Raw genomic sequence first — 25,161 nt, 5'->3', positions numbered from 1 at the left:
TTCCCGTTCAGGGATGGTATTTTTTGACCAGCTCATACCAGTGCCCGCGCGAGATGCCGGCCACGCCTGCGGCCCGGCGCGCGTCGCCTGCGCTCACGGTCATGACCCGGCGCACATATTCCTCTTCGGCGCGGGATTTCCACTCCCTCAGGCTGGGCAGATCGCCGCTGCCACCCGCGATTGCGGCTGTCCCGGCGCGGCCGTCTTCCACATGGGCCACGGGCAGCGTCCGTGCCGGGGGCGGCACGGGCTCCGGGCTTTGCTCCCGGCCACGGCTTACCCGGTGCCGGGCCACGGCCACCCGCATCTGGGTGGGCAGATGCCCGGGCAGGATCAGATCCCCCTCCCCGGCGGCAAGGCAGGCCCGCTCCAGGGCGTGGATCAGCTCCCGCACGTTGCCGGGCCAGGGATATTCCATCAGCATGTCCAGCACCGGCTCGGCCAGGGCCTTTTCCGGCAAATCGTTGCGCAGGCAGAAGGCGGTGACGGCCTGGCGGGCCAGGCCCGGGATTTCGTCGCGCCGCTCGCGCAGCGGCGGGATCACAATGGTAATGCCCTGAAGACGGTAGAGCAGATCGCCCCGGAACTGGCCGGTGCGCGCCATTCCCTCCAGATCACGGTTGGTGGCCGCCACCAGGCGGAAGTCGCTGTCCACCTCGTGCACTTCGCCAACAGGGCGGAAGCGGCGCAGCTCCAGGGCGCGCAGAAACGCGCCCTGCATGACCAGGGGCAGGTCCCCCACTTCATCCAGAAAAAGCGTGCCCTTGTGCGCGGCCAGCAAAAGTCCCTCACGGGCGCGCTCCGCGCCGGTGAAGGCCCCCCGGCTGTGACCGAAGAGGTGGCTTTCCACCAGGGTTTCCGGCAGGGAGGCACAGTCCACGGTCACGAAAGGCTGAGCGGCGCGCCCGCTGTTGCGGAACAGGGCTTTGGCGAATAGTTCCTTGCCCACGCCGGTTTCGCCCAGAATCAGCACGTTGACTTCGCTTTGGGCGGCCTGGGCCAGCAGTTTGAGGGCCTGAGTCATGCCCGGTCCGGAGCCCAGAATGTGTCCGCTGTCCACTTTGAGGGAGGCCGGGCCCGGCTTGCGGCCCTGGCGGAACGCCAGAATGTGCCGCAGGCATTGTTCGATGTCGCGGATCTGCAGGGGCTTGGTCAGAAACTCCCAGGCTCCGGAGCGCAAGGCCGCTTCCGCCGCGTCGCCGTCGCCGTGGCCGGTAATGATCACGATGTCCGGCTCTTCAGGCAGATTGGCAAACTCCCTTTGAAATTCCAGGCCGTTGCCGTCCGGCAGCCAGGCGTCCAGCAGCACCACGTCCACGCCTTGGCGGCCCAGAGCAAGGCCTTCCTTGATGGAAGAGGCGCACACGGCCTCATGCCCCATGCGCGTACAGACCACTTCCACCATGGTGCGCATCAGGGCTTCATCATCTACCACCAGAATACGCGCCATTATGCCTTCCTCCCTGTCTCCGCGGTCCGCGTTTCCGTCTCTGACCCGCTGCCACCGTCAACGGCCTCCAGCAGCGCCAGGGCCTCACGCATGGCCCGTTCTAGTTTCCCTGCCCTTGCGTCCAGTGCCGCGTCTTCCGCTTTTTCCGTCAGGGCGGCTGCGCCGTGCAGGCGCATCAGGCGCATGGTGCCCGCCGAATTCTTGCAGGCATGGGCCAGCCGACGGATGTTCTTCCGATCCCCCGCCGTCACGGCTTCCACCAGTTGGTCCAGCATATTTCCCAGATCATCACGCAAGACCGCAAGCAAATGCGCAAAGATTGCCGCGTCCCCGTCCATGGCCGCCAGAGCGGCTTCCCGGTCCCAGGGCGGCAATTCAATATCGTCCGTATTTTCCCGGCCGTCTCCGGCAATGGCCTTTTCCAGGCTGGCAGAGATGTTTTTTTCCGGCATGCTCGTGTCTTCCTGCGCCAACGTTGCTCCGTTGCCCCGCGCTGCCGGCTGGGCCGCCAGGCGCTGCCGCAGCAGCGCGAAACTGACCGGTTTGAACAATATATCGTCGGGCCGCAACCCACGGCAGCGTTCTTGCGCTTCGGCGTCCAGCGCCGCCGTGTACAGGACCACACATTGCCCCGCAGGCGCTCCGGTCCGGCCCTGCCGGATGCGTTCCAGCACGTCCAGGCCGTCGGGACCGGGCATGCGCGCGTCCAGCAGCACCACGTCCCATTCCTCTTCACCCAGGGCGGCCAGGGTGGCTTCGCCGTCAGCGGTCACCACGGCCCGCGCGCCCTCCCGGCGCAAGGCCTGTTCCAGGAAATAGCGGCTGGCCGGATTGTCCTCGGCGGCCAGAATCCGACGGCCTTCCAAGGCTCCCCTGCCCGCGGCGCCGCTTTCGGGCACGGCGTTTCGGTCCGCATCCGCGGGGGGGCACGGCCTTGCGCTGCCCCAATCCGTGCGTACAAGCACTTCCAGGGTAAAGCACGAGCCCTGCCCCGGTTGGGAACTGACCCGCACATCGCCGCCCATGCGCCGGGCTATGGTCCGGGCAATGTTCAGGCCCAGGCCGGTGCCCGGCTGACAGCCCGCGTGCGAACCGCGCTGAAAACTCTCGAAGATCCGTTCCAGTTCTCCCGGCTGCAGGCCCGGCCCGCTGTCCCGCACGCGCAGTCGCAGCAGAAGGCGCCCCGTGCGCGCGCTTTCCGCTTCCACCTCCAGCCGCACGCCGCCCTGCTCGGTAAATTTGAGCGCATTGCTGACAAGATTGCCCAGAGCCTGGCGCAAGCGAAAGGCGTCGCCGTAAAGATTATCCGGCACGGGGGAAGGCACGCCCAGTTCCAGCCGGAGGCCCTTGGACGCGGCGGCCGGGCGATACAGCTCAAGGCATTGCGAAAGCGCGGCCCGCAGGCTGAAGGCGCCCTCATGCAAGGCCAGCGTACCCTGTTCCAGGGCCGCGTGGTCCGTGATGTCGCTGACCATTTCCAAAAGCGCTCCACCCGCCTGAACCAGGTAACGCAGAGCGCGCTTCTTGTCCGGCGCGGCGCCGTCGCCCCGTTGCAGCAAGTCGCTCATGCCCAGGATGGCGGTGAGCGGCGTGCGCATGTCATGGCTCAGGCGGGCCATGAAAGCGCTTTTCATGCGGCTGGTTTCCTCGGCCTGCCAGCGCCGCCGGGTCAGATTGAGGGTCAGGCCGCCGATAGCCAGTACGCCCGTCACCCCCAACAGGGCATACAGCAGGCGCATGTTGCCTTCCTGCTTCGCGGCGTTGTGCAGATACGGCCCGGCATCCTGGCTGACGCTGATGCCGCCGAGCACTTCCCCCACCCTGCTGTCCGCGTGGCAGCGCAGGCAGCTCTGTTGCGCCACCAGCACGGTGAGCAGACGCAGGCGGCCCTGCCCGTTCTCATCCGGCGGGCTGAAAATTTCCTGGCGGCCCTCCGTGCATTCGATGAGGGCCTCGCCTTCCCAGGTGTCGGATTGATTTTCAGGCCGCAGCGGCCTGCGCCCGATAATTGAAATGCTGATGCCCGGCCAGGAAGTGCGCTCGGCCAGCTGGCGGCTCATGTAGGCGGGATTCATCAGCACCAGGGTCCGCCCGTCGGCGGTTTTCAGGGTCCGCTCATGGGGCGGCAGCCAGGGATTGGGCCTGCCGAGATCGCTCTCCGGCACATAGACCCCCCCGTGCGCCGCGTTCCAGTTGCGCGCGTCCAAGAGTTGCCGGGCCACAGTGGAGAGGCGGATGCGTTCCAGCTCCAGGCGATGCTCCTCATCAACGCGCGCGGCGCGACTGTAGAGCCCCAGAGTCAAACCCAGCCAGAGCAGACCGGCCAGGACAGGCAGCCAGAGGACCCGGAACCAGCGCCCGGCAAAGGTATGCGCCATGTTTTCTCCAGGGGGTAAGAAAGGCCTTGTTGTCAGCTTTTTCTGATTTTTTGTCTTTTTTTTCTGAACAAAACAACCCCGCTATTGATAACCATTATAATTTCATCTCAAACTGCCGGTCTTTTCAGGATTAATTTTTTCTCATTTTTTATCTTGGCTTGGCATGTTTTTTGATTCACAAAGAAGATAACGCCGTCATAGGGACGGCAAGTTGTTGGAGTGAGTGAAGGAGGCTTCTATGGGAACACCCCGCAATGGACCCTGGCTCAAATGGTTGTTGGGCGGCGTTGCGGTGGGCGTGGTGCTTGTCGGAGTGCTGGCCTATGCCATGACGGCAACGGATCAGCGTCCGTTCTGCGCCAGTTGTCACATCATGCAGGAGGCGGCAGTGACCCACAAGCTGGGTACGCACGCCGACCGTTCCTGTAATGAATGCCACGCCCCGCACAATCTGCTGGCCAAGCTGCCGTTCAAGGCGCAAGCGGGCCTGAGTGACTTCATGGGCAATCTGTCGGGCAAGGACGTGCCGTATCCGGCCAGTGTGACCACGCGCGACGTGGTCAATGAAAACTGCAAGGCCTGTCACGCCCAAACTAACGTCAACGTGGCCAGTATGAACGCCAAGCCTTATTGCGTCGACTGCCACCGCAATGTGGCCCATATGCGCCACAAGCCCATCAGCACAAGGACGGTAGCATATGAATAAGCATATCCGCACTATGGCTCTGGCCGTTTCGGCGCTGTTGGGAGCGGCGCTGCTCAGCGGCTGCAATGATGTTTCGACGGAATTGAAGGCCCCCGCCTACAAGACCAACATCAAGGACGACGAAACCCGCATGTCGGCATTCAAGGCTGATTTTCCGGATCAGTACGCCTCGTACCAGAAAAACAACGAGTCCGAGGTGATGACCGAGTACAAGGGTTCCGTGCCGTATCACAAGAACGACAACGTCGATCCCCTGCCCAAGGGCTTCAAGCATGCCCAGCCCTACCTAAAAAATCTCTGGCTGGGCTACGGCTTCATGTATGAATACAACGAAGCCCGTGGCCACACCCATGCGGTGGAGGATTTTGTCCATATCGACCGCCTGAACCGCTGGGGCGCGGACGGCAAGGGCAAGATGCCCGCCACCTGCTGGAACTGCAAGACGCCCAAGATGATGAACTGGATCAAGCAGTACGGCGATTCCTTCTGGTCCAAGGACGTCAACGAATTTCGCGGCAAGGACATGATCGATGCCAAGGAAGAGAGCATTTCCTGTTCCACCTGCCACGATCCCAAGACCATGGAACTGCGGCTCTATTCCGAACCGCTCAAGGATTGGCTGAAGAAGACCGGCAAGGACTGGAACAATATCTCGCGCAACGAAAAGCGCACCCTTGTCTGCGCCCAGTGCCATGTGGAATACTACTTCACCCATCCGGACAACGGCCCAGCCATGCGCCCGGTCTTCCCCTGGGACAACGGCTTTAATCCCGAAGACATGTACCAGTATTACAAGGGCCACGGCAAAAAGGACGCCGACGGCAAGCCCGGCCCCTTCTCCGACTGGGTGCACGCCGCCTCCAAGGTGCCTCTGATCAAGATGCAGCACCCCGACTTCGAGACCTTCCAGGACGGCCCGCACGGCGCGGCCGGTGTGGCCTGCGCGGATTGCCACATGCCTTACCAGCGCATGGACGGCAAGAAGATGTCCAGCCACTGGATGACTTCGCCCCTGAAGGACAAGGAAATGCGGGCCTGCCGCCAGTGCCATGCCGACAAGACGCCTGAATATCTGCGCGAGCGGGTCATCTACACCCAGAAGAAGACCTTCGACCAGTTGCTCAAGGCCCAGGACATGTCGGTCAAGGCCCACGAAGCCGTGCGCTTGGCCAACAACTACAGCGGCGAACGCGCCCCCGACTATGACGCGCTGATGACCGAAGCCCGTGAGATGGTCCGCAAGGGCCAACTGTTCTGGGATTACGTTTCCGCTGAAAACAGTGTGGGCTTCCACAACCCGGCCAAGGCCCTGGATACCCTGATGACGTCCATGGAATGCAGCCAGAAGGCCGTGGATCTGGCCAGCCAAGCCACCAATTACGGCATCGCTCCGGCTCTGGCCGGCGACATCAAGAAGATCGTGCCGCCCATTCTGGAAATGAGCCGCAAGCTGCAGCAGGACCCCGAATACCTCAAGACCAATCCCTGGCTCCAGTTGCTGCCCGTGCTGCCCAAGACGGACGCTGCGTGGGACGGCCAGGAACGCCTGAACTCCGGCAAGTAGGCCCTTTGGCGCAATAAAGCCGCATGAGATGAAAAGCCCCCGCATCGCGGGGGCTTTTTTCGTCCAATGATAGGTATATCTTCGTATTTTCCTTTTTGACTTTATCTGCGCTTACATGTATCGCGTATAACACTTAAGTTTTCGCGCGATGTGCCGAAAAGAGCAGTAGGAAACCGTGCGATAACTTTCTAACACAATGTAAAAAAATCTCTATATATTGTTGAGACAGTTTATGGACAGCGAACACAATAAACAGAAACGTTTCTGGCGTGCTTGCGTTCTCGGACCGCTTTTGGCACTGCTTTTATCCGGCTGCGGCATGTTTCGCCCCGCGGATAACGGACCGGCACCGGTCAAAGCGCAAAAAGTGGTTCACACCGCCTACAGCCAGATGGGCAAACAATATCGCCTGGGCGGCGCTTCGCCGCAAAAAGGCTTTGACTGTTCCGGTCTGATCTGGTGGGCTTATCGACAGAACGGCATGAGCGTGCCCCGAGTTACGGTTGACCAGGCCCGGGCTGGCCAGTCCGTGCCAAAAAGCTTGGCCCGGCCCGGCGATATTGTGGTTTTCCGCACCGGGCAGAGCCCGCGCGGCCTGCATACCGGCATCTACGCCGGGGACGACTCCTTTATCCACAGCCCGCGCCGTGGCGAGCGGGTACGCATGGAGAGCATGAACATCCCCTACTGGCGCAGCAAATTGATTTCCGTACGCCGGGTCGTTCGCTGAACCGTAACGCAATGATCATGACATGTGACACTTGAAATGCTCTTTTGCGGAGAGCAAAGCCCGCCTGCTCGCAATTCGCGGCAAGGGTTTGTCTGCAAACCCTTGCGGTGCAGTCGTCGCATTTCATGCCTGAACCGCTCTGACAGAAGACCCCGCGCCATGGTGGCGCGGGGTCTTCTTGCGCAAGAGCGCAGCTTGCTATTATAGATTGTTTGAAGTAACCCTGAAAAGAGGTCGGCAAATCTTTATTTGCGGTCTGCCCTCCCCAATCGCCATCCGCCAGATCCGCAAGCACAAAGACTTTCTTCAGACCTGCCCTTGATCCGCGGATGGCCCGGCCCGGCGGTATGGCGGGAACGGCTTTTTTTTGTGACGGCAGCGACAGCAATGCTGCGGAAAGCCAGCAGGAGGCGTCATGACGCGCACGGCATCCCCGACAGAAGGCCTTTTGAGTATTGCGGACATCTCCCGCCATTTTTCTTTGCCGGAATCCACCACCCGCTATTACTGCAAACGCTTTGCGGCTTTTATCCCCAGCGTCGGCGAGGGCCGCAGGCGGCGCTACCGCCCGGAAACCCTGGAGGTCATTGCCGCCATCCTGGAGCAGATGCGGAAGTCGCGCACGGCGGCCTCAGTGGAAAATGCCCTGCTGGCCCGCTTCCCTCGCAATGCGCTTGCCGTTTCCAAGCCAGAGCCCTGCCTGACGCAAGCGGAGCATCCGGTTGCGGAACTTCTGCCCGCAGCGGCCCTGCAGTTGCTGGAACGCCAAACACTGGCCTTGGAGGGTATTGCCCAGCTTATCCATCTGGTTATTGAACACCTGCCGCAGCCCGGCATAATGTTGCCTGAAACGACGCAAGAAAATCAGCAACTGCGCAAGGATGTGGAAAATCTGCGCGTACTGCTGCATGCCTCGGAAAAAAACCAGCAGGCGGACCTGGACCAGCTGCGCGAATGGATGACCAAGGTTATCCGCAGTCGCGGCAAGGATGCGGCTCCGGCGTGAGGCCCGAAATGTTTTTCCTGAAAGCATTCGTAAACCGGGATATGCGCCGGTAATGGGCGGCCGGGCAACCGTAAGGGAAAGGCGCATCGTTGGATGCGCCTTTCCGGTAGATTCAACCGCAATGCGGGCATGATGTTATTTGCCCGGCTCTATTTTTCCAGAAAAACCAACCGCAGGCCGGGTTCCGGCTCTTCCTCCCGAAACGGGCGGTAGCCCGCCCGCTCATACAGGCGTAAATTGCGCAGGCTTTGCGTACTGGTGAACAGTTCGTAGCGCGCTTGTGGAACTATGGAGCCCATGGCGGACTCCAGGGCAGCCAGAAGGCGCGTTCCCAGGCCTTTGCCCTGATGTTGCGGATGCACCATCAGTTTGCCCACATACGCCGTGCCCTGCGCCGCGCGGGCGCGGACCGAGCCCACCAAGTCGCCGTCCGTATCCACAGCCTTAAGAAACACCATGCCCGCCTCAAACTGGCGAACCAGATCCTCAAGGTTCTCGCGCAACGGCGGAATGCTGAAGTTGTTCAGCAGGCGCGCTTCGCTCTGATAAGCCAGATACTGCAAACGCAGAATTTCTTCCAGATCCGGGCGCTCTGCCCTGACAATGCGCACTTTACTTGTTGTTCTGCTTAAGGGCCATGTCCACGGCGCCCTTGAACAGATCCAGGGGCAGGGCCCCGCGCACCACCATATTATTGACCAGGAAGTACGGGGTACCCTCCACGCCCAGCTTCTGCGCGTCCTGCTGGTCTTCAGCGAGAATATCGCTGACCTTCTTGCCGCGCACGTCACGGCCAAGTTTTTTCATGTCCACATCCAGCCCCTGGGCGGTCTTTTTCAGAAAATCCTCACCCTCGGTCACCAGACGGTCCCGGTCGGCGAACAGGGCTTTGTAGAACTTCCAGGCCTTCTCCTCGCTCTGCTGCGAAACGGCGACAAAATAGGCCGCCGCCTGCCCGCCGGGGCCCTTTTCATCCAGCGGCAAATTCTTGAAGACCAGGCTGACGTCCTTGCCGTACTCCTGCAAGAGCGCGTCCACGGTTTTGGAAGCCTGCTGGCAGAAATGGCAGGTGAAGTCGGAAAAGGCCACGATACGCACCTTGGCCTTGGGCGAACCCAGCACAGGACGCCCCTCCAGACGCACGCTCTTGGGGGTTTTCATATCCTCGCGCCACTGGACTTCCAGATTGTGTTTGCGCCGCATGTTGGAACCCTGCTGGGCGATATCCAGTACGGCCTCACTGTTGCGACGCAACACATCCAGCACGATATCCGGATGTTCACGCAAGGCTTTTTCCAGCAATTGCGGCAGATTATCTTCCGTCACCTGGCTGGCGGCCGCACGGGCTTCCCCGCCTGCCAGAAACATGCCCGCCAATCCCAACAGCAGGGCGGGAACAAAAAGAATTTTGTGGGTAATGCGCATGAAAACCTCATCTTTTAGAGCATTTCAACTTTGAGAATGCACATTCTCAAAGTTTTTAAGACGCTCACTCCGGCGCTTAGCTCTGCTGTCCTCGCCCGTAAAGCTCGAAGACTCACTAACGGGCGAGGCCACCGCGCAAATAAACTGCGCTTACGCCTTCGTGGCAGGCGTCTGCTTACGCAGCCACCAGAGCAATTCCACCTTGAAATTGCTCTAGAGTCGTTGACACGTGAAATGCTCGTTTACGGCGAGCAAAGGCTGCCGACTTGCATTTCACGGCAATGATTTGTCTGCAAATCCTTGCGGTGCAGGTTGCAATGGATATCCGTTTATCCCTTACGGGCGCATGCCGCAATCCAAAACGGCACTTTCCGGGAGGCAGAATTTTTTTAGAGCATTTTACGCTTGAAATGTTACACATTTCAAGCGTCACGCCGCCTGCGTGCAGCGGAAAAAACGCGGTTTTCCCTTGCACTTGGGCGCGGGTTCCGCTCACGCGGCCACCAGAGTAATTCACTCATTCCAATCGTGAATTGCTCCAGCAACGAAATTTTCCCAATGCAAGAATGCCGCCATACCTTACCGCAATTCATGTCGACAAACGACGTGGCTGTGGCTGCCCTTCTATCCACTTACGGCCGCCCGCGCTGCCGCAACCTCTTTCAGGACCGCGCAGCCTCATTGTCCGATTCCAGCCGGGTCTGGGTGGCGGCATCTTCAATTTTGAAGAGCAGTTCATCAAAGTCCACCGGCTTCATCAAATAGCCGAAAGCCCCCTGGCTCATGGCCTGCACTGCCAATTGCATGTCGGCGTGACCCGAAAGCAGGATGATCTGCGTCTTGGGCCAACGCGTGGTCATCTGCTGCAATGCGCCCATGCCGTCCAGCACCGGCATTTTTACATCCATGATCACAATGGGGAAAAATTCCCCTTCCATAGCGTCCAGCGCCTCGCGCCCATTAGCGGCTCTGGCACAGGCATATCCGCGTTTTTCCAAGCGCTTTGCCAGAATGCGGGTAACATCCTCTTCATCGTCCACCAGCAAAATATGAGTCAGGCACATATACTCTCCCGGTCAAATACGCCACCGCGTGCGGCATCCTGGTATCCTTACCCAGAATGCACTCACCCGGCAAGATGCGGCTGCGGCAAAAAATTTTCCAGCAACGACAGGCCCTGACGCGGCATTGGACCGCGCAGATCTTGTTTACGCCTTGACGCCCATACGCGCCTCTTTTACAAACAGACAGACGGCGCCTTACGGCGCGTTTTCCATCAAATGTTTCATGTGAAACGTTCAGGCCACTTATAAGGTCACCGACTTTTCTACACCGCGACAAGCAAAACATCAGCCAGGCCAAGGACAGGAAGCGGAGGTCAGCGTATGGCGCGCATTATTTCCATTGCCAATCAAAAAGGCGGCGTGGGCAAAACCACTACTGCCATCAATCTTTCCGCGGCCTTGGCCGTCATGGAAAAAAAAGTGTTGCTGGTGGATTGCGACCCACAGGCCAACAGCACCAGCGGCCTCGGCTTGAGCCAGGAAGAACTCACCGGTGATTTATACAGTACATTTTACTCGCCGGACAATGTACATCAAAGCATTGCCAAAAGTCGCACTCCCTTTCTGGATATTTTACCGGCCAGCACCAATCTTGTGGCGGTGGAATTGGAACTGGTGGACAAAATGGCCCGCGAATTCTACCTGGATGAATGCCTTAAGCGGGTCAATGACGATTACGAATATATCGTCCTGGACTGCCCCCCGTCTTTGGGCCTGCTGACGCTTAACGCCCTATGCGCGGCAAGGGAATTGCTGATTCCCCTGCAATGCGAATTTTTCGCTCTGGAAGGCATCGTCAAATTGCTCCAGACCTACGAGCAGGTCAAAAAACGGCTCAACCCCGAACTGGCCCTGCTCGGCGTGGTGCTGACCATGTACGACACTCGGAACCGGCTCACCCGCGAAGTCAAAAACGAAGTACGCCGCTGCTTCCCGGATCATTTGTTTGAAACCGTGATTCCGCGCAACGTACGCCTTTCGGAAGCGCCCAGCCACGGCAAGTCCATCATTCACTACGACATCAAATCCAAGGGAGCCGAGGCATATCTCGGCCTTGCCAAAGAAGTGGTACTGCGTCGGCCGTCCAAAAAAAGCACGGTGCTGCAATAAGCCGTAGACGCCGCATTACGCTTTGGGTGAGGTATGCTCCAACGCCACGTGGTCACGAAAATGTTTTTGCCGGATGGTCGTGCCGCACGCCCGACAATGGAAAACCAACAGGCCGCCCACATTCGCATTGGTCAGCCAGAACGGGTGTTCCGGATCTTCGCGCCAATCTTGCGTGGACGCGCCGCAATGCGGGCAACTCACCGCCGGATTGTAAGGATAGCGGAAGTCCCAGAACTGCAAAAATTCCTCAAAGGCCGAAATCGCCTCTTTCACAGGTTCAGCGGCGGCCGGGGCAGAAACGGCCCGCAGCACGGGGCGGGCCAAGGGTTCGATTTTCTGCCAGAGATCCCAGGGAATCTGCACAGCCTGGACGCGATCTTCGGCATCGGTAAGATATAACAACGGCAATGAATCAGACATACGAGTTCCTTCAGCTGACTGAAATTCGCGCAATGCGGCGAAAAGCCGTGCGCGGAATCAGGGTGCCGCGCGCCGGGGGCGCTTGTCAAGGCGCGGGCAGAGCCTGAACAAGGAGAAAACATGAGTAACGCAAGCAAAGGACTGGGCCGGGGCCTGGATGCGCTTTTCGGCGGCTCCGAGCCACTGCGCGAACAGAGCGGCGACGTCAGTATGCTGCCGATAACTGTCCTGCGGCCGAATCCGGACCAGCCGCGCCGGCATTTTGATCCTGAAAGCCTGCGTGAGCTGGCCGATTCCATCAAAACTCAAGGCATCATCCAGCCGCTGCTGGTGCGACCGATGGCCGACAATGCCACCTATCAAATCGTGGCCGGCGAACGCCGCTGGCGCGCCGCGCGCCTGGCCGGGCTGTCGCAGGTGCCTGTCTTTGTGCGCGCCTTGAGCGACAAAGAAGTTATGGCCGCCGCCCTGATTGAAAACCTGCAACGCGAAGACCTCAACCCCATTGAAGAGGCTCTGGCCCTGCAAGGTTTACGCGAAGCGCTGGAACTGACCCAGGAGGAACTGGCCGCCCGGTTGGGCAAAAGCCGCCCGGCCATTGCCAACGCTCTGCGCCTCCTGCAATTGAGCCCCGCCGCACAGGAAGATCTGCGCGCCGGACGACTCAGCGCCGGGCACGCCCGCTGCCTTCTGGGCGTGAATGCTGTCGAGGCGACCGAGGCCCTGCGCCTGCGCATCATCAGCCACACACTGACCGTGCGCGACGCTGAGGAAGCCGCCGCCTTCTGGCGGGAAAACAAAATTTTTCCCTGGGAGCCTGAGAGCGGACAGGCCGACGCCGAAGCCCAAAAAGAACCGCCCGCTCGCGCAACCCGTAAAAAAAGTCCGCAAATCCGCAAGTTGCAGCAAAATCTCAGCAAGGCCCTGGAGTGTAAAGCTCTGGTCAGCGGCAACGAGCAGACCGGCAAGATCACCCTGGCTTACGGGAGCGCCGAGGAGCTGCAAAGCCTCCTGGCGCGTCTGGGCGTGGCCCTGCCGGAAGCGTGATGCCGACAGTACAAGACAAGGACAGCGCCGGCAGCGATAAACCTCGTTTCAGCATTGCTCGTCAGTATCCGCACAGCTACCGCTTTCGCAGCAGCCGGGCGGTGCAGGGTTTGAGAGGTTAAAAAGCCGTCGCACTTGGCGACGGCTTTTTTCTGCCGGTCTCACCGCTGCCGATTGCCGCAAAGTAGCCCAACAACGCTTAACGTCGGCGTAGAACAGCTCCGTACATTCCTTCCACCCAAGGATGCCCATGCGGGGTCTGCCACTGACGCAACAGCATAAGCTCAGACCGCGCCGCCAGCAGGCGGGCCACGGCCAGTTCATTTTCCGTGGGATTCAAGGTACAGGTGATGTAGGCCAACTCGCGGCCTTGTTGCAGCAAGGCGCTGAGCCTGAGCAGCATACGATCCTGCAAGGCCGCAAGTTGTTTGAGGTCCGCCGGAGTCCGCCGGGAGTCCTTGCGAATATCCGGCCGCCGTGCCAGCACGCCCAGGCCGCTGCACGGGGCGTCCAGAAGGATATGCCCGTTCCAGCCCCTCAGCGGCGGCGCACAGGCATCCGCCAGACAGACAGCCGGGCGCGGCAGATGCAACTCCCGGCACACGCCGGGCAAATGACGTAGGCGGGACCAGGAGCGGTCCGTACACAAGGTTACGTCAATGCCCTGCTCCAACAGGGCAAAACTCTTGCCGCCGAAGCCGGCGCAGGCGTCCCAGACCGGAGCATCCCAACAGTCAAGTTCCAGAGCCTGTACCGCCAGTTGCGAACCCGCTGACTGTAAGGAAAGCGCCCCGCTCGCACGCCACAGGCTCAGGCTCTGCCCCAGAACGTGAGCGGGCAGTTCGCCCGGCGCAAAAGCCACGCCCCAGCGCCCCACAGCCTCACCGCAGCCTTCCTTTGCGCAATGCCGCAAGCCCGCGAGCAATTCTTCAGCGGCCTCGTGCCGGGCATTGACCCGCACACCGCTCCAGGGCCGGGCGAAAGAACGCCGCATCAGGCACAACGCGGCCTCGCGGCCGTAGGCGTCATGCCAGAGATCCCCAAGCCATCGCGGCAAGCTGTAATAACGGCACAAGCCGCCCCACTCGTCCGCAAGCGCGCCTTCTTTGCCCACAACATAAAATTCCCGCGTATCCACCGCCGTGCCGAAACGCTGAATGGAGCGCAACGCGCCGTTGGTCACCCGCGCGAGAGAGCGGCCGAACAAGCGTTCCGCCTGCGCCACCGCGCTGTGTACAGCCGCATGATCCGGCACCCGCTCCTGAAACAGCAGGGCATAGACCGCCAGCTCAAGGATGTGCCGCAAGGGAAGCGGCAAGCGCTCCGGTTTGGGCAACACCCGGCCCAAAAGATACGCAATACGGATTTCCGCGCGCAAACAGCCGTAGACCAGTTCAGAACACAAATGCCGTTCCTGTTGGGGCAGGACTGCAACAGCCTTGCCGCCCTCCCCCAACGGCCCTGACAGGGCGTCGGCAAGCGCCTCCTGGGCGCTGAGTCCGGAATCCGCCAACAAAAGCGCGTGCAAGGCGGCCGTGCGGCCGTTACGCGGCAATTTCTTCAAGGACCGCAAGAAAGATGAACGCCCGCTCACGCCCGCCTCCCGGCATGCAAAGGTTCAGAGGATGCGGAACAGCCCAGAAAAAGACGGATGGCCTCTTCCAACGCGCCCAGAGGCACGAGCGTATCCAGGCAGGGGCCGCAGGGGCGCTGGTTGAGCACGCCGAACACCGGCAAAGGATAACTGTCCTGAATGCCGGAGGTCAGATCCCGTTCACAAGCCACGGCCACAATGCAGCGCGGCCGGGTCTGGACCACAATGCGGCGGGCGATGGTGCCGCCGGTGGCAATAGCCAGTTGGATGCCGTAGCGGTCGCGCAGGGCCAGCAGACTGCCCACCGGGCATTGGCCGCAACGCACGCAATTATCCAGCTTGTGGGTCAGGCGGCGCGGACAGGCGCTGCTCTGCACGCAATGCGGCAAAAGCAGCAATAACTCGCTCGGGACCACGGGCTTGCGGTCCACCAGCACCAGTTCGTTGTTTACCTTGACGAAAGAACGCCGCACCTTGTTGCGGTCCATGCCCACGGCCTTGGCCAGCAATTCCATGAGCGGAAAAAATAAGCGGATGATCACATGCCGCACGCCGCGCACGCCCGGCAGCGGCAGGCCGGTATAAATATGAAAAATCAGGGTCAGACACATCCAGGCCAGCACCGCGATGCCCAGCACGCCCACCGTCATGCTGAGCAAGGGCAGCCAGTGCAGACCGGCGCCCAGACCGGACCAGGGCAGAATCAGAAAAAAGCAGAGCACCAGGCAGAGCAGAACGCAGGAGGCCAGCATCAGGCCGATGAAGATCCGTTTGCGACCGCCGCCGTATTGCTCGGGCGGCAAAGAATGGGGGGATTTGCGCAGAAACATGTGGGGCCTCGCTGTCGGAAGCGGAAGAAAAACCAAACAGGGAGGATCAAAAACATATGGGGCCGAAACAGCGCAGAAAGGGACTTCTGACCGACGCGCGGCATCAGGATGGAGCACGGGCCGCAAAATAAAAAATACGGCCTTAGAATCAGCACGGAAATACACATCAGCGTGGGGCCGAACAGTGGAAATATCAGAGCGTTTTGATATTGAAAATATCTTAACGCCCTGTGGGGATTTTCCGTGAAAATCCCTATCCCGAAATTATCGCAAGGCGAATTTATTTCGCCGATAAGCGATAATTTCAAGCGCAAAATACTCTAGACCGGAGGCAAGGCCCTGCCGCAGATGCCCTCAGGCAGGTCGCGCAAGCGCCCGTTGATGAAATCACGCACCAGCATGTCCTTACGGCCTTGCGGGCGCACCTGAAGCAAGCGATACCAGCAATCGGCGCAAGCTACGCTCAAGCCGTCGGCATCATGCCGCAGTTCACCGGGCCGCGCGCCGTCCGCGGGCTCTCCCACCCGGCCGGGCGCAAGCAGCAGCGGCAACGGTTCAGCCTCTCCCGCAAAGGCGAAGATGACACGCGCGCCGGGCCAGGGCGTCACGCCCCGAATGTGGGCATGCACTTGCGCCGCCGGACGGTTCCAGTCAATGAACCCGTCCTCCTTGCCGATCTTGGCCGCATAACCGGCACGAGATTCATCCTGCTCACGGGCCTCCGCCCGGCCGTCCAGCAGGTCATCCAGCACGCGGATCAGCAGATCCGCGCCCAGACGGGCCAGTGCGTCATGCAGGCTGCCCGCCGTGTGCTCAGCAATGGGCAGGGCCGCGTCCGCATAGACCGGACCCGCATCCAGGCGGCTGGCAACCCGCATGATGGAAATTCCGCTTTGCGCGTCCGGGCCCCAGTTTTCCATGATGGCCCGCTGAATGGGCGCGGCCCCGCGATAACGCGGCAAAAGGGAGGCATGCACGTTGAGCGGCGCCAGGCGCGGCGCGGCCAGTACTGCGTCCGGCAGAATCAGGCCATAGGCGGCCACAACCAGCACATCCGGTTGCAGAGCTGCCAGCTCGGCCTGGGTCGCGACATTTTTCAGGCTTCCCGGTTGCAGGACTGGCAGGTCCAGCTCCTGGGCCACTCGCTTGACCGGTGAGGGCGTCAGTTTATGGCCGCGCCCGGCGGGTTTGTCCGGCCGGGTATACACCGCAACGACTTCACCCCGCGGCCATTGCGCAAGTTCTTTGAGAATCACCGCCGCAAAATCCGGCGTGCCCATGAAGACTAACCGGCATTTTTGCGCTTGAGCCATTTCTTTACCTTGCTGTCATAGAGCGTGCGCCGCAAGCGGCTGATCTTGTCGATGAACAGGATGCCGTCCAGATGGTCGGCCTCATGCTGGATAATGATAGCCGGGAAGTCCGTCAGATCTTCCTCAATGCCGTTGCCGTCCAGATCCGTGGCTTTGAGCAGAACGCGGCTTTTGCGGGGCACGTCCGCGCGATAGTTCAACGGCACGGACAGGCAGCCCTCCTGCTCGCTGACCACGTCCTCGCCGGAGAGTTCCAGCACGGGATTGATCAAGACGCGCGGCTGCTTGTCCTCATCCTTGCCCGCCGGGTCCATGACCAGCATGCGGATATTGCGGCCCACCTGCGGCGCGGCCAGGCCCACGCCGGGCGCGGCATACATGGTTTCCAGCATGTCGGCGGCCAGTTTGCGGATCTCGTCGGTCACTTCCGTCACGGGCTCGCAGGGCTGCTTCAGACGCGGATCAGGATAGGTCACAATATCAAGAATCATGGGGCCTTCCTTGTCTCAGGCCTGCGCGGCTTCTTCGCTCTTTTTGGCTTCCCCTTCCTTGGCGGGCTGCTCACGCAAGCGCAGGCCCAGCTCACGCAGCTGCTTGCCCGCCACCGGAGCCGGAGCCTCGGTCAGCAGGCAGGTGGCCTTCTGGGTCTTGGGGAAGGCGATAACGTCGCGAATGCTGGCCGCCCCGGCCAGTAGCATGATCAGGCGGTCCAGGCCGAAGGCCAGGCCGCCGTGCGGCGGCGCGCCCTGCTCCAGGGCCTGGATCAGGAAGCCGAACTGGGTCTCGGCCTGCTCCGGCGTGAATCCCAGGGCCTCGAACATCTTGCGCTGCACGTCGCCGGAATGGATGCGGATAGAGCCGCCGCCCACCTCATTGCCGTTAAGCACCATGTCATAGGCGCGGGCGCGGGCCTTGGCCGGGTCGCTGGTCATCAGCTCCAGATGGCCGGGCGCTGGCGAGGTGAAGGGATGGTGGCAGGCCACATAACGCTTCTCCTCCTGGTCATACTCATACAGCGGGAAATCCGTGACCCAGAGGAAATTAAAGCTGTCTTCCGGAATGAGCTTGAGATGCCCGGCCAGATGCACGCGCAGGTTGCCCAGGGCCGCGTTGACCATGTCCGGCTCTCCGGCCTGGAAAAAGACGATGTCGCCCACCTGCAGATCCAGGGCTTCCGCAATGCCCTTGCGTTCCTCGTCAGAGAGGAACTTGGCAATGGGCGACTGCCATTCCCCGGCCTTGATCTTGATCCAGGCCAGACCCTGCGCGCCGTAGATCTTCACGAATTCGGTAAAGGCGTCTATTTCCTTGCGGGTCATGGACTCCCCACCCGGCACCTTCATGGCCTTGACCAGCTTGGCCTGGGCAAAAAGTTTGAAGCCCGAACCGCGCACGATGCCCGTAATGTCCTTGAGCTCCAGGCCGAAGCGGGTGTCCGGCTTGTCCACGCCGTAGCGGCTCATGGCCTCGTCCCACCGCATGCGCGGGAAAGGCAGGCTGAGCTCCTTGCCCATGACGTCCTTGAAGACGCGGGCCATCAGGCCTTCGGCCATGGTCATGACCTTTTCCTCGTCCACAAAGCTCATTTCAATGTCCACCTGGGTGAACTCGGGTTGGCGGTCGGCGCGCAGGTCCTCGTCGCGGAAACAGCGCACGATCTGGAAATAGCGGTCCAGACCGGAAACCATCAGCATCTGCTTGAAAAGCTGCGGGGACTGGGGCAGCGCGTAGAATTCGCCGGGATTCAGGCGGCTGGGCACCAGAAAGTCGCGCGCGCCCTCGGGCGTGGATTTGGTCAGCACCGGAGTTTCCACTTCCACAAAGCCGCCCTCGTCCAGATACCGGCGGATGGTCTGGGCCACCTTGTGACGCAAACGCAGATTGGCCTGCATGCGCGGGCGCCGCAGATCCAGATAGCGCCAAGCCAGGCGCAGGTTCTCGCCCGCGTCGCAACGGTCTTCAATGGGGAACGGCGGCGTCCTGGACGTGTTCAGCAGCTTCCACTCGTAGGCCACCACTTCAATTTCGCCGGTGACCATGGTGCTGTTGACCATGCCCACGGGCCGGGGGCGCACCTTGCCCTTGACGGCCAGCACGTACTCGGAACGCAGGATATGCGCGTTCTCATGAGCCGAGGGCGCGATATCCGGGCTGAAGACCACCTGGGTCAGACCGTCGCGGTCGCGCAGGTCTACGAAAATCAGGCCGCCGTGGTCGCGCCGGTACTGCACCCAGCCCATCAGGCAGACCTCGGCCTGATCGTCGGCCAGGGTCAGCTGCCCGCAGTTGTGACTGCGTTGCCAGTCGCCCAGGTCTTCAACGAATTTCTGATGTTCCAGCTGTACGTCCTGCATTTGCTCAGTCATTGGCTGTTCCCGCTTGCAGATAAAGGATTGCGTCGGCCTGCGGCATGCTCCGCTGCTCGCCGCTGTCCAGATGTTTGATGGTCACGTTGTTCTGAGCCGCTTCATCCGGCCCGATGATCAGGCAAAAGCGCGCGCCGGATTTCCCGGCCTGGCGCATGAGGCTTTTAAAGCCGCCCGTGCTGAAATTCATTTCTCCGCGCAAGCCCGCGGCGCGCAGCTTCTGGGCCAGGGCAAAGGCCTGGGCGCGCCCGGCCTCCTCAATGCCCAAAAGATAAAAATCCGGCCGCGTTTCCGCGTCGTCGCCCAGCAGCAGAGCCAGTCGCTCCATGCCGCAGGCAAAACCCACGCCCGGCACGTCCGGACCGCCCAGGCTTTTGATCAGGCCATCATAGCGGCCGCCTCCGGCCACAGCGGATTGCGCGCCGATGCTTCCGCTTACCACCTCAAAAGTGGTCCGGCAATAGTAGTCCAGACCGCGCACCAGGCGGTGATCCAGCTCCAGAGGCAGATCCTCGGCGCGCAGCATTTCCAGCACGGTTTCAAAGTGAGCCCTGCACTCCGGGCAATTGTAGTCCAGCAGTTTGGGCGCGTTGTCCGTCAGGGCGCGGCAGCCGGGCTGTTTGCAGTCCAGCACGCGCAGGGGATTGCTGTCCACCCGGCGGGCGCAGTCCGGGCAGAGCGCATTGCGGTCCACCCCGCGCAAATATTCCAGCAGGGCTTCCTTGAAGCGCGGACGGCATTCGGCACAGCCCAGGGAATTGAGCTTGAGGCCCAGGTCCTTCAGACCCAGGGCACGCAGAAAACGCATCAGCATGATGATCAGTTCCGCGTCGGCCAGGGGACTCTGCGTGCCCAGGCATTCGCAGTTGATCTGGTGGAACTGGCGCATGCGGCCCTTCTGCGGGCGCTCGTAGCGGAACATGGGGCCGGTGGTGAACAGGCGGCTGACCGCCTCTCGGCTGTTCAGCCCGGATTCAATGTAGGCGCGCATGACTCCGGCCGTGGCTTCGGGCCGCAGGGTCAGGGAGCGGCCCTTGCGGTCCGGAAAGGTGTACATCTCTTTTTGCACCACGTCGGTTTCCTCACCGATGGAGCGCTGAAAGAGTTCGGTGAACTCCACGAGAGGCGTGCGCAATTCCACAAAACCGTAACGGCCGAAAATATCCCGCGCGCAGTTTTCCATGCGGGTGAAGTTATCGCTCTGCGGCGGAAACATGTCCGCAAAGCCCTTAATGCGTGCGATGCTCATATCTTCCTCTTCAGATGGCCGTATTCGACCGTGCAGCCCTGTATCTTGTCGGCGCGACGGCGTCAACCGGCGACGCGTGGTTGGCCAGGCCCTAGCGGCTGCCGCAGGGACCCTCCAGCCTGTACTTGTCGCACTCCTCACAGGGCACGGGGTATTCGCCGGTAAAGCAGGCCAGGCAATAGCTGTCCGAATGCATGACCGAGCGCAGCAGGCCGTCAATGCTCAAGTAATGCAGGGAATCCACATCCAGGCGGCTGACAATCTCCGGCAGGGTGCACTGGGCCGCGATAAGCTCGCCGCGCGAGGAAAAATCAATGCCGTAATGACAGGGATATTTCACCGGCGGGCAGGAAATGCGGATGTGCACTTCCTTAGCGCCCAGTTCACGCAACTTTTTCACGCGGGTGATCATGGTGGTGCCGCGCACGATGGAGTCGTCCACAATGCAGATTTTCTTGCCCTCGATCATGGCCCGCACCGGATTGATTTTCACCCGCACCCCGAAATTGCGCATGCTCTGGGTGGGCTGGATGAACGTGCGGCCCACATAATGGTTGCGGATCATGGCGTGCTCATAGGGCAGTTCCGCGCACTGGGCGAAGCCCACCGCCGAATAGACCCCGGAATCCGGGAACGGCAGCACAAAATCCACGTCCGGCGTGGATTCATGGGCCAGCTGCCAGCCCATCTGCTTGCGGCAGAGGTAGACCTGCTCGTTGAAGACATAGGAATCAGGCCGGGCGAAATAAACCAGCTCAAAGATGCACTGGCGGGGTTTTTGGGGCAGCGGCCCGCGCAGCTGTTCGCTGCGCTCGCCCGAGGCGTCCACAATAATCATTTCGCCGGGTTCCACGGAGCGCTCGTACTCGGCTTCCAGAAGGTCGAAAGCGCAGGTTTCCGAAGCGAAAACCGGCTTGCCGTCCAGACGGCCCAGCGCCAGGGGATGGAAACCGAAAGGATCGCGCACGGCCACCAGGGTTGAACCGGCCAGAATCAGCAGGCAGTAGGCTCCGCGCACACGGGAACAGGCTTCACGGATGGCTTCGGGCAAATTGTGCCGCCGCAGGGCCCGCACCAGCAGATGCATGAATATTTCCGTGTCGTTGCCCGTGGAAAAAATGGCTCCCTCGTTTTCCAGCTCCTCGCGCAGTTCCCCGGCGTTGACCAGGTTGCCGTTGTGGGCCAGCACAATGTCCTGTCCCTTGTAGTGGGCCAGGAAGGGCTGGGCATTACAGCTGGAGGAACGGCCCGTGGTGGAATAGCGCACATGGCCCACGGCTATCCGGCCGGTGAGGGCGCGAAGGCCGGCCTCGGAAAAGACGTCAGGCACCAGGCCCATGCCCTTGTGCTCGTGCACGCCGTCCGTATCCAGGGTAACGATGCCCGCGCTCTCCTGGCCCCGGTGCTGCTGGGCGTAGAGGCCGAAATAGGCCAGACGGGCCGCGTCCTCATGATCATAAATACCGAAAAGACCGCATTCGTGCCGAATCATAACCATCTACTTCTTCAGTTTTTTGCGCAAATGCGCAATGCGATTATCCATGACCGACGGATTGGGATATTCGTCGCGCGCCAGTTCAAATTGTTTCAGGGCTTCCTCGCCCCGCCCCAGCTGTTCCAGGGCATCACCCAGCAGATAACCAGCCAAGCCCCTCACTTCCTTGTCTGGCCCGCTGTCCAGGATCTGCTGGCTGAGGTCCGCCACTTCCTGCCAGTGCTCGCGGGCCATGTTTTGGTCCGCCAGATCATACATACACATGATCTTGTCGTGATCCGCCAGAGGCAGGGCCAGGCATTGCTGCAGAGTTTCCTCCCCGGCGTCGAAACGGCGCTGACTGAACTGCGTGGCGGCCAGCCGACGATAGCCCTCCACGGTTTCCCCCGGCGTCAGGCCAGCCAGCCCGATATAGGAGCTCCAGGCATCCGCCGCCCGGCCATAGTGCCGCAGGCTTTCATTAAGCCGCCCCATGCGTTCCAGCACAACCTTGGTGCGGGCGTCGTCGTCCGCGAATTCCGCCAGCATGACCTCCAGATATTCCAGAGTGGCGCGGGCTTCCGGATTGGCGGAATTAACCACGCTCAACAACTGCTGCCAGGCCTCCCAGCGCTGGTCCGGATTTCGCTCCTCGCGCAGATAGCGTTCCAGCAGGCGTTCGGCCAGAGGCCAGTTGCGCTCGGCCATTGCCGCGCGCGCCGCGCCGAGGTCGTCAGTCAGCAACGCATCTTGTTCGCAACCGGTCGCCAGGCAGGCCCAAAGAGCCAGAGCCGCCAGCAACAGGCATGAACGCGGGCGCGGTTTAGTCCTCATCACCATCCTGATTCGGTTCCGGGTCCGGCTTCGAGCCACGGCCGTCGGCGGAATCAGAGGCGGAGGCAACGGAAGGCATGCCGTCCGCCTCATCCAGCTCCACGCTGAGATCACGTACGATCTGGCCGCCCTCGTCCACACGGTCAAAGCCCACCACGCGCGCGCCTTCGTCCAGGCGTACCAGCATCACGCCCATGGTGGCCCGGCCCTTGCTGCGCACCTCGTCCACGCCGATGCGCACAATCTTGTTGGCCGAGGTCAGCAGGATCAGGCCGTCGTTATCCCGCACGGGCATGGCGCCCACCACCGGGCCGGTCTTGGCCGTGACCTTGAAGTTAATGATGCCCTTGCCGCCGCGCGACTGCAGGCGGTAAAGGTCCACCCTGGTGCGCTTGCCGTAGCCGTTGGCCGAAATGGACATGATTTCCGTGGTCTGATCCACATCCTTGAGAACCACCCCGGCCACCACACTGTCTTGGCGGCGCAGGGCAATGCCCTTGACCCCAGTGGCCACCCGACCCATGGGCCGGATGTCGCCGCAGGAAAAGCGGATGGCAAAGCCGTCCGCCGTGGCCAGTACAATGTGATTGTCCTCACGGATGGGCCGCACCACCACCAGCTCGTCGTCCTCGCGCAGGCCCACGGCCATGAGTCCGGTTTTACGGCAGCGGGCATAGAGCGAGGCCGAAGAGCGTTTGACCATGCCGCGCCGGGTCACAAAGAGGAAATACTTGTCCTCGGCAAACTCGCGCAGGGCCAGCACCGTGGTGACCCACTCGCCCTCTTCCAGCGGCAGCAGATTGTTAATATGCACGCCCTTGGCCGTGCGGCTGCCCTCGGGCACCTGATGCACCTTGAGCTGGTGCATGCGGCCTTTGTTGGTGAACAGACAGAGGTACTGGTGATTGGTGGTGGTCAGGAATTCCTGCACGTAATCGTCGTCCGAGGTGTGCAGGGCCGCAATGCCCTTGCCGCCGCGCTTCTGCTGCTGGTAATTTTCCAGATTGGTGCGCTTCATGTACCCGCGGCGGGACAGGGTGATGACCACCTCATCGTCCGGGATCAGGTCCTCAATGTCGATGCCGCCCAAGGCCTCAGTGAGCACTTCCGTGCGCCGGGGCGTGACAAACGTTTCCCGGATTTCGCGGATCTCGCGCTTCATCTCGCTGCGCAGCACTTCCGAATTGTCCAGCACGGACTTATAGAATTCGATTTTCTGGAGCAGATCCTTATATTCGGCCAGCAGTTCCTCGCGCTGCAAACCGGTGAGGCGTTGCAGGCGCATGTCCAGAATGGCCCTGGCCTGAATTTCGGACAGCTCGAAGGTTGCCATGAGGCCTTGGCGGGCTTCCTCGGGATTGGCCGATGCGCGGATCAGGGCCACCACTTGGTCGATATGGTCTATGGCGATGCGCAGACCTTCCAGAATATGGGCCCGGGCTTCGGCTTTTTCCAGATCGTAACGGGTACGGCGAATGACCACTTCGCGCCGGTGGTCCACAAAGCAGCTCAGTGCGCTTTTAAGAGTAAGCAGCACCGGCCGGTTGTCCACCACAGCCAGCATATTGATGCCGAAGCTGGATTCCAGGGGCGTGAATTTATACAGGGCATTGACCACAATGTCCGGAATCACGCCGCGCTTGAGGTCAATGACGATGCGGATGCCCTTGCGGTCCGATTCATCGCGCAAATCCGCAATGCCGTCGATCTTGCGGTCATTGACCAGGGCCGCGATTTTTTCCACCAGGCTGGATTTGTTCAGGCCAAAGGGAATTTCCCTGATGACCACGGACTGGAGGCCTTTTTTGCGCTCCTCGATCTCCACCCGGCCGCGCATTTTTACCGTGCCCCGGCCCGTGTGGTAGGCGTCGTACAGTCCCTTGCCCGCGTAGACGAAACCGGCGGTGGGGAAGTCCGGTCCTTTCACGTACTCCATGAGGTCGTCCACGCTGCACTGGGGATTGTCCAGCAGAAGCTGCAGCGCGTCACAGAGTTCGCCCAGGTTGTGCGGCGGAATATTGGTGGCCATACCCACGGCGATGCCCGACGAACCGTTAAGCAGCAGGTTGGGCACCTTGGTGGGCATCACCGAGGGTTCCTGCAGGGTATTGTCGTAGTTTGGCCGGAAATCCACGGTATTCTTGTCCAGGTCGCCCAGGAATTCCTGGGCCAGCCGGGACATGCGCACTTCCGTGTAACGCATTGCCGCCGCAGAGTCGCCGTCGATGGAGCCGAAGTTGCCCTGGCCGTCCACCAGGGGATCGCGCATGGAAAATTCCTGCGCCAGGCGCACCAGGGCGTCATAGACCGCCGAATCGCCATGCGGGTGATATTTACCGATGACGTCGCCGACGATGCGCGCGGACTTCTTGTGCGGGCGGTTGTAATTGTTTGCCAGCTCATACTGGGCGAACATGATCCGCCGGTGCACGGGCTTCAGCCCGTCACGGGCGTCCGGAATGGCGCGCCCGATGATGACCGAAAGGGAGTACTCCAGATAGGACTGGCGGAGTTCTTTTTCTATGTTGATTTGCGGATGCTGTCCGTCTTGCGCTTCAGACACGTTCGCCTCGCGGGTAGAATATCAACCGTGGCCGCCCA

At 61.2% G+C, this 25,161-nt stretch carries 21 protein-coding genes; 6 read left to right on the top strand and 15 right to left on the bottom strand.

Going from position 1 to position 25,161, the window contains the following annotated elements; translation table 11 throughout:
* Positions 1-7: 7 nt before the first annotated feature.
* Together HMPREF0326_RS03565 and HMPREF0326_RS03560 are read right to left on the bottom strand one after the other, a co-directional pair.
* Positions 8-1,450, bottom strand: a complete 1,443-nt coding sequence (locus tag HMPREF0326_RS03565) for a sigma-54-dependent transcriptional regulator (protein ID WP_008682953.1) — start codon at positions 1,448-1,450, stop codon at positions 8-10.
* Complete coding sequence (locus tag HMPREF0326_RS03560) at positions 1,450-3,828, bottom strand: ATP-binding protein (RefSeq protein WP_008682951.1); 2,379 nt, start codon at positions 3,826-3,828, stop codon at positions 1,450-1,452. Before HMPREF0326_RS03560 ends, HMPREF0326_RS03565 begins: the two co-directional genes overlap by 1 nt.
* A gap of 238 nt (positions 3,829-4,066) precedes the next feature.
* On the opposite strand from HMPREF0326_RS03560, the gene HMPREF0326_RS03555 reads away from it, so the two are divergent.
* The 4 genes from HMPREF0326_RS03555 to HMPREF0326_RS03540 all read left to right on the top strand — a co-directional run bounded on the left by HMPREF0326_RS03555 (position 4,067) and on the right by HMPREF0326_RS03540 (position 7,834).
* Entirely contained in the window at positions 4,067-4,534 is a 468-nt protein-coding gene (locus HMPREF0326_RS03555; protein WP_008682949.1) for a NapC/NirT family cytochrome c, read from the top strand.
* On the top strand, positions 4,527-6,098 hold the full coding sequence (locus HMPREF0326_RS03550) for an ammonia-forming cytochrome c nitrite reductase subunit c552 (protein ID WP_008682947.1): 1,572 nt from the start codon (positions 4,527-4,529) through the stop codon (positions 6,096-6,098). The genes HMPREF0326_RS03555 and HMPREF0326_RS03550 overlap by 8 nt, the downstream gene beginning before the upstream one ends.
* Positions 6,099-6,465: 367 nt before the next feature.
* Complete coding sequence (locus tag HMPREF0326_RS03545; protein WP_232224905.1) at positions 6,466-6,828, top strand: C40 family peptidase; 363 nt, start codon at positions 6,466-6,468, stop codon at positions 6,826-6,828.
* Between the two features lie 415 nt (positions 6,829-7,243).
* A complete protein-coding gene (locus HMPREF0326_RS03540) occupies positions 7,244-7,834 on the top strand; it encodes a MerR family transcriptional regulator (RefSeq protein WP_008682944.1) in 591 nt (196 codons plus the stop codon).
* A 149-nt stretch (positions 7,835-7,983) separates the two neighbouring features.
* Here HMPREF0326_RS03540 and HMPREF0326_RS03535 read toward each other — a convergent pair whose 3' ends face one another.
* The 3 genes from HMPREF0326_RS03535 to HMPREF0326_RS03525 form a co-directional block, all read right to left on the bottom strand.
* The gene (locus HMPREF0326_RS03535) at positions 7,984-8,445 is read right to left on the bottom strand and encodes a GNAT family N-acetyltransferase (protein ID WP_008682943.1); all 462 of its coding nucleotides are present in this window, start codon (positions 8,443-8,445) and stop codon (positions 7,984-7,986) included.
* A 1-nt stretch (position 8,446) separates the two neighbouring features.
* Positions 8,447-9,259 carry a DsbA family protein gene (locus HMPREF0326_RS03530; protein WP_008682942.1) on the bottom strand — a complete coding sequence of 271 codons (813 nt, stop codon included), beginning with the start codon at positions 9,257-9,259 and terminating at the stop codon, positions 8,447-8,449.
* A gap of 662 nt (positions 9,260-9,921) precedes the next feature.
* Positions 9,922-10,323: a response regulator gene (locus HMPREF0326_RS03525; protein ID WP_008682941.1), complete on the bottom strand. Its 402-nt coding sequence runs from the start codon at positions 10,321-10,323 to the stop codon at positions 9,922-9,924.
* Positions 10,324-10,644: 321 nt separating this feature from the next.
* Between HMPREF0326_RS03525 and HMPREF0326_RS03520 the strand changes: the two genes are divergently transcribed.
* Positions 10,645-11,433, top strand: coding sequence for a ParA family protein (locus HMPREF0326_RS03520; protein ID WP_008682940.1), 789 nt, complete (start codon positions 10,645-10,647; stop codon positions 11,431-11,433).
* Between the two features lie 15 nt (positions 11,434-11,448).
* Here HMPREF0326_RS03520 and HMPREF0326_RS03515 read toward each other — a convergent pair whose 3' ends face one another.
* Positions 11,449-11,853, bottom strand: a complete 405-nt coding sequence (locus tag HMPREF0326_RS03515; RefSeq protein ID WP_008682939.1) for a hypothetical protein — start codon at positions 11,851-11,853, stop codon at positions 11,449-11,451.
* A 120-nt stretch (positions 11,854-11,973) separates the two neighbouring features.
* Between HMPREF0326_RS03515 and HMPREF0326_RS03510 the strand changes: the two genes are divergently transcribed.
* Entirely contained in the window at positions 11,974-12,900 is a 927-nt protein-coding gene (locus HMPREF0326_RS03510; protein WP_008682938.1) for a ParB/RepB/Spo0J family partition protein, read from the top strand.
* A 199-nt stretch (positions 12,901-13,099) separates the two neighbouring features.
* Here the strand turns inward: HMPREF0326_RS03510 and HMPREF0326_RS03505 are convergent, their stop codons facing one another.
* The 9 genes from HMPREF0326_RS03505 to gyrA all read right to left on the bottom strand — a co-directional run bounded on the left by HMPREF0326_RS03505 (position 13,100) and on the right by gyrA (position 25,123).
* Positions 13,100-14,494 carry a transcription antitermination factor NusB gene (locus HMPREF0326_RS03505; RefSeq protein WP_008682936.1) on the bottom strand — a complete coding sequence of 465 codons (1,395 nt, stop codon included), beginning with the start codon at positions 14,492-14,494 and terminating at the stop codon, positions 13,100-13,102.
* A complete protein-coding gene (locus HMPREF0326_RS03500; RefSeq protein ID WP_020990207.1) occupies positions 14,491-15,324 on the bottom strand; it encodes a DUF116 domain-containing protein in 834 nt (277 codons plus the stop codon). The genes HMPREF0326_RS03505 and HMPREF0326_RS03500 overlap by 4 nt, the downstream gene beginning before the upstream one ends.
* Before the next feature lie 320 nt (positions 15,325-15,644).
* The gene (gene fmt, locus HMPREF0326_RS03495) at positions 15,645-16,637 is read right to left on the bottom strand and encodes a methionyl-tRNA formyltransferase (RefSeq protein ID WP_008682934.1); all 993 of its coding nucleotides are present in this window, start codon (positions 16,635-16,637) and stop codon (positions 15,645-15,647) included.
* The gene (def, locus tag HMPREF0326_RS03490) at positions 16,610-17,128 is read right to left on the bottom strand and encodes a peptide deformylase (RefSeq protein WP_008682933.1); all 519 of its coding nucleotides are present in this window, start codon (positions 17,126-17,128) and stop codon (positions 16,610-16,612) included. The genes fmt and def overlap by 28 nt, the downstream gene beginning before the upstream one ends.
* A 15-nt stretch (positions 17,129-17,143) precedes the next feature.
* On the bottom strand, positions 17,144-19,003 hold the full coding sequence (gene aspS / locus HMPREF0326_RS03485) for an aspartate--tRNA ligase (protein WP_008682932.1): 1,860 nt from the start codon (positions 19,001-19,003) through the stop codon (positions 17,144-17,146).
* Positions 18,996-20,252 (bottom strand): histidine--tRNA ligase, encoded by a 1,257-nt coding sequence (gene hisS, locus HMPREF0326_RS03480; RefSeq protein WP_008682931.1) that lies wholly within the window; start codon positions 20,250-20,252, stop codon positions 18,996-18,998. The genes aspS and hisS overlap by 8 nt, the downstream gene beginning before the upstream one ends.
* A gap of 91 nt (positions 20,253-20,343) precedes the next feature.
* A complete protein-coding gene (gene purF, locus HMPREF0326_RS03475) occupies positions 20,344-21,744 on the bottom strand; it encodes an amidophosphoribosyltransferase (RefSeq protein ID WP_020990206.1) in 1,401 nt (466 codons plus the stop codon).
* Between the two features lie 6 nt (positions 21,745-21,750).
* Positions 21,751-22,560 (bottom strand): tetratricopeptide repeat protein, encoded by an 810-nt coding sequence (locus HMPREF0326_RS03470; protein ID WP_009303343.1) that lies wholly within the window; start codon positions 22,558-22,560, stop codon positions 21,751-21,753.
* On the bottom strand, positions 22,550-25,123 hold the full coding sequence (gyrA, locus tag HMPREF0326_RS03465; RefSeq protein WP_008682927.1) for a DNA gyrase subunit A: 2,574 nt from the start codon (positions 25,121-25,123) through the stop codon (positions 22,550-22,552). The genes HMPREF0326_RS03470 and gyrA overlap by 11 nt, the downstream gene beginning before the upstream one ends.
* Between the last annotated feature and the right edge of the window lie 38 nt (positions 25,124-25,161).

It is taken from the genome of Desulfovibrio sp. 3_1_syn3 (assembly GCF_000145315.2).
Classification (GTDB): domain Bacteria; phylum Desulfobacterota; class Desulfovibrionia; order Desulfovibrionales; family Desulfovibrionaceae; genus Desulfovibrio; species Desulfovibrio fairfieldensis.
Note: the sequence above shows the minus strand (reverse complement) of the source record. Positions and strands in the feature narration are given on the sequence as shown.

Excerpts from the sequence above, each read along its gene's own strand:
- HMPREF0326_RS03565 (WP_008682953.1), bottom strand. The coding sequence starts at position 1,450 with ATGGCGCGTATTCTGGTGGTAGATGATGAAGCCCTGATGCGCACCATG.
- HMPREF0326_RS03560 (WP_008682951.1), bottom strand. The coding sequence starts at position 3,828 with ATGGCGCATACCTTTGCCGGGCGCTGGTTCCGGGTCCTCTGGCTGCCT.
- HMPREF0326_RS03555 (WP_008682949.1), top strand. The coding sequence starts at position 4,067 with ATGGGAACACCCCGCAATGGACCCTGGCTCAAATGGTTGTTGGGCGGC.
- HMPREF0326_RS03550 (WP_008682947.1), top strand. The coding sequence starts at position 4,527 with ATGAATAAGCATATCCGCACTATGGCTCTGGCCGTTTCGGCGCTGTTG.
- HMPREF0326_RS03540 (WP_008682944.1), top strand. The coding sequence starts at position 7,244 with ATGACGCGCACGGCATCCCCGACAGAAGGCCTTTTGAGTATTGCGGAC.
- HMPREF0326_RS03530 (WP_008682942.1), bottom strand. The coding sequence starts at position 9,259 with ATGCGCATTACCCACAAAATTCTTTTTGTTCCCGCCCTGCTGTTGGGA.
- HMPREF0326_RS03525 (WP_008682941.1), bottom strand. The coding sequence starts at position 10,323 with ATGTGCCTGACTCATATTTTGCTGGTGGACGATGAAGAGGATGTTACC.
- HMPREF0326_RS03520 (WP_008682940.1), top strand. The coding sequence starts at position 10,645 with ATGGCGCGCATTATTTCCATTGCCAATCAAAAAGGCGGCGTGGGCAAA.
- HMPREF0326_RS03515 (WP_008682939.1), bottom strand. The coding sequence starts at position 11,853 with ATGTCTGATTCATTGCCGTTGTTATATCTTACCGATGCCGAAGATCGC.
- HMPREF0326_RS03510 (WP_008682938.1), top strand. The coding sequence starts at position 11,974 with ATGAGTAACGCAAGCAAAGGACTGGGCCGGGGCCTGGATGCGCTTTTC.
- HMPREF0326_RS03500 (WP_020990207.1), bottom strand. The coding sequence starts at position 15,324 with ATGTTTCTGCGCAAATCCCCCCATTCTTTGCCGCCCGAGCAATACGGC.
- fmt (WP_008682934.1), bottom strand. The coding sequence starts at position 16,637 with ATGGCTCAAGCGCAAAAATGCCGGTTAGTCTTCATGGGCACGCCGGAT.
- def (WP_008682933.1), bottom strand. The coding sequence starts at position 17,128 with ATGATTCTTGATATTGTGACCTATCCTGATCCGCGTCTGAAGCAGCCC.
- aspS (WP_008682932.1), bottom strand. The coding sequence starts at position 19,003 with ATGACTGAGCAAATGCAGGACGTACAGCTGGAACATCAGAAATTCGTT.
- hisS (WP_008682931.1), bottom strand. The coding sequence starts at position 20,252 with ATGAGCATCGCACGCATTAAGGGCTTTGCGGACATGTTTCCGCCGCAG.
- purF (WP_020990206.1), bottom strand. The coding sequence starts at position 21,744 with ATGATTCGGCACGAATGCGGTCTTTTCGGTATTTATGATCATGAGGAC.
- HMPREF0326_RS03470 (WP_009303343.1), bottom strand. The coding sequence starts at position 22,560 with ATGAGGACTAAACCGCGCCCGCGTTCATGCCTGTTGCTGGCGGCTCTG.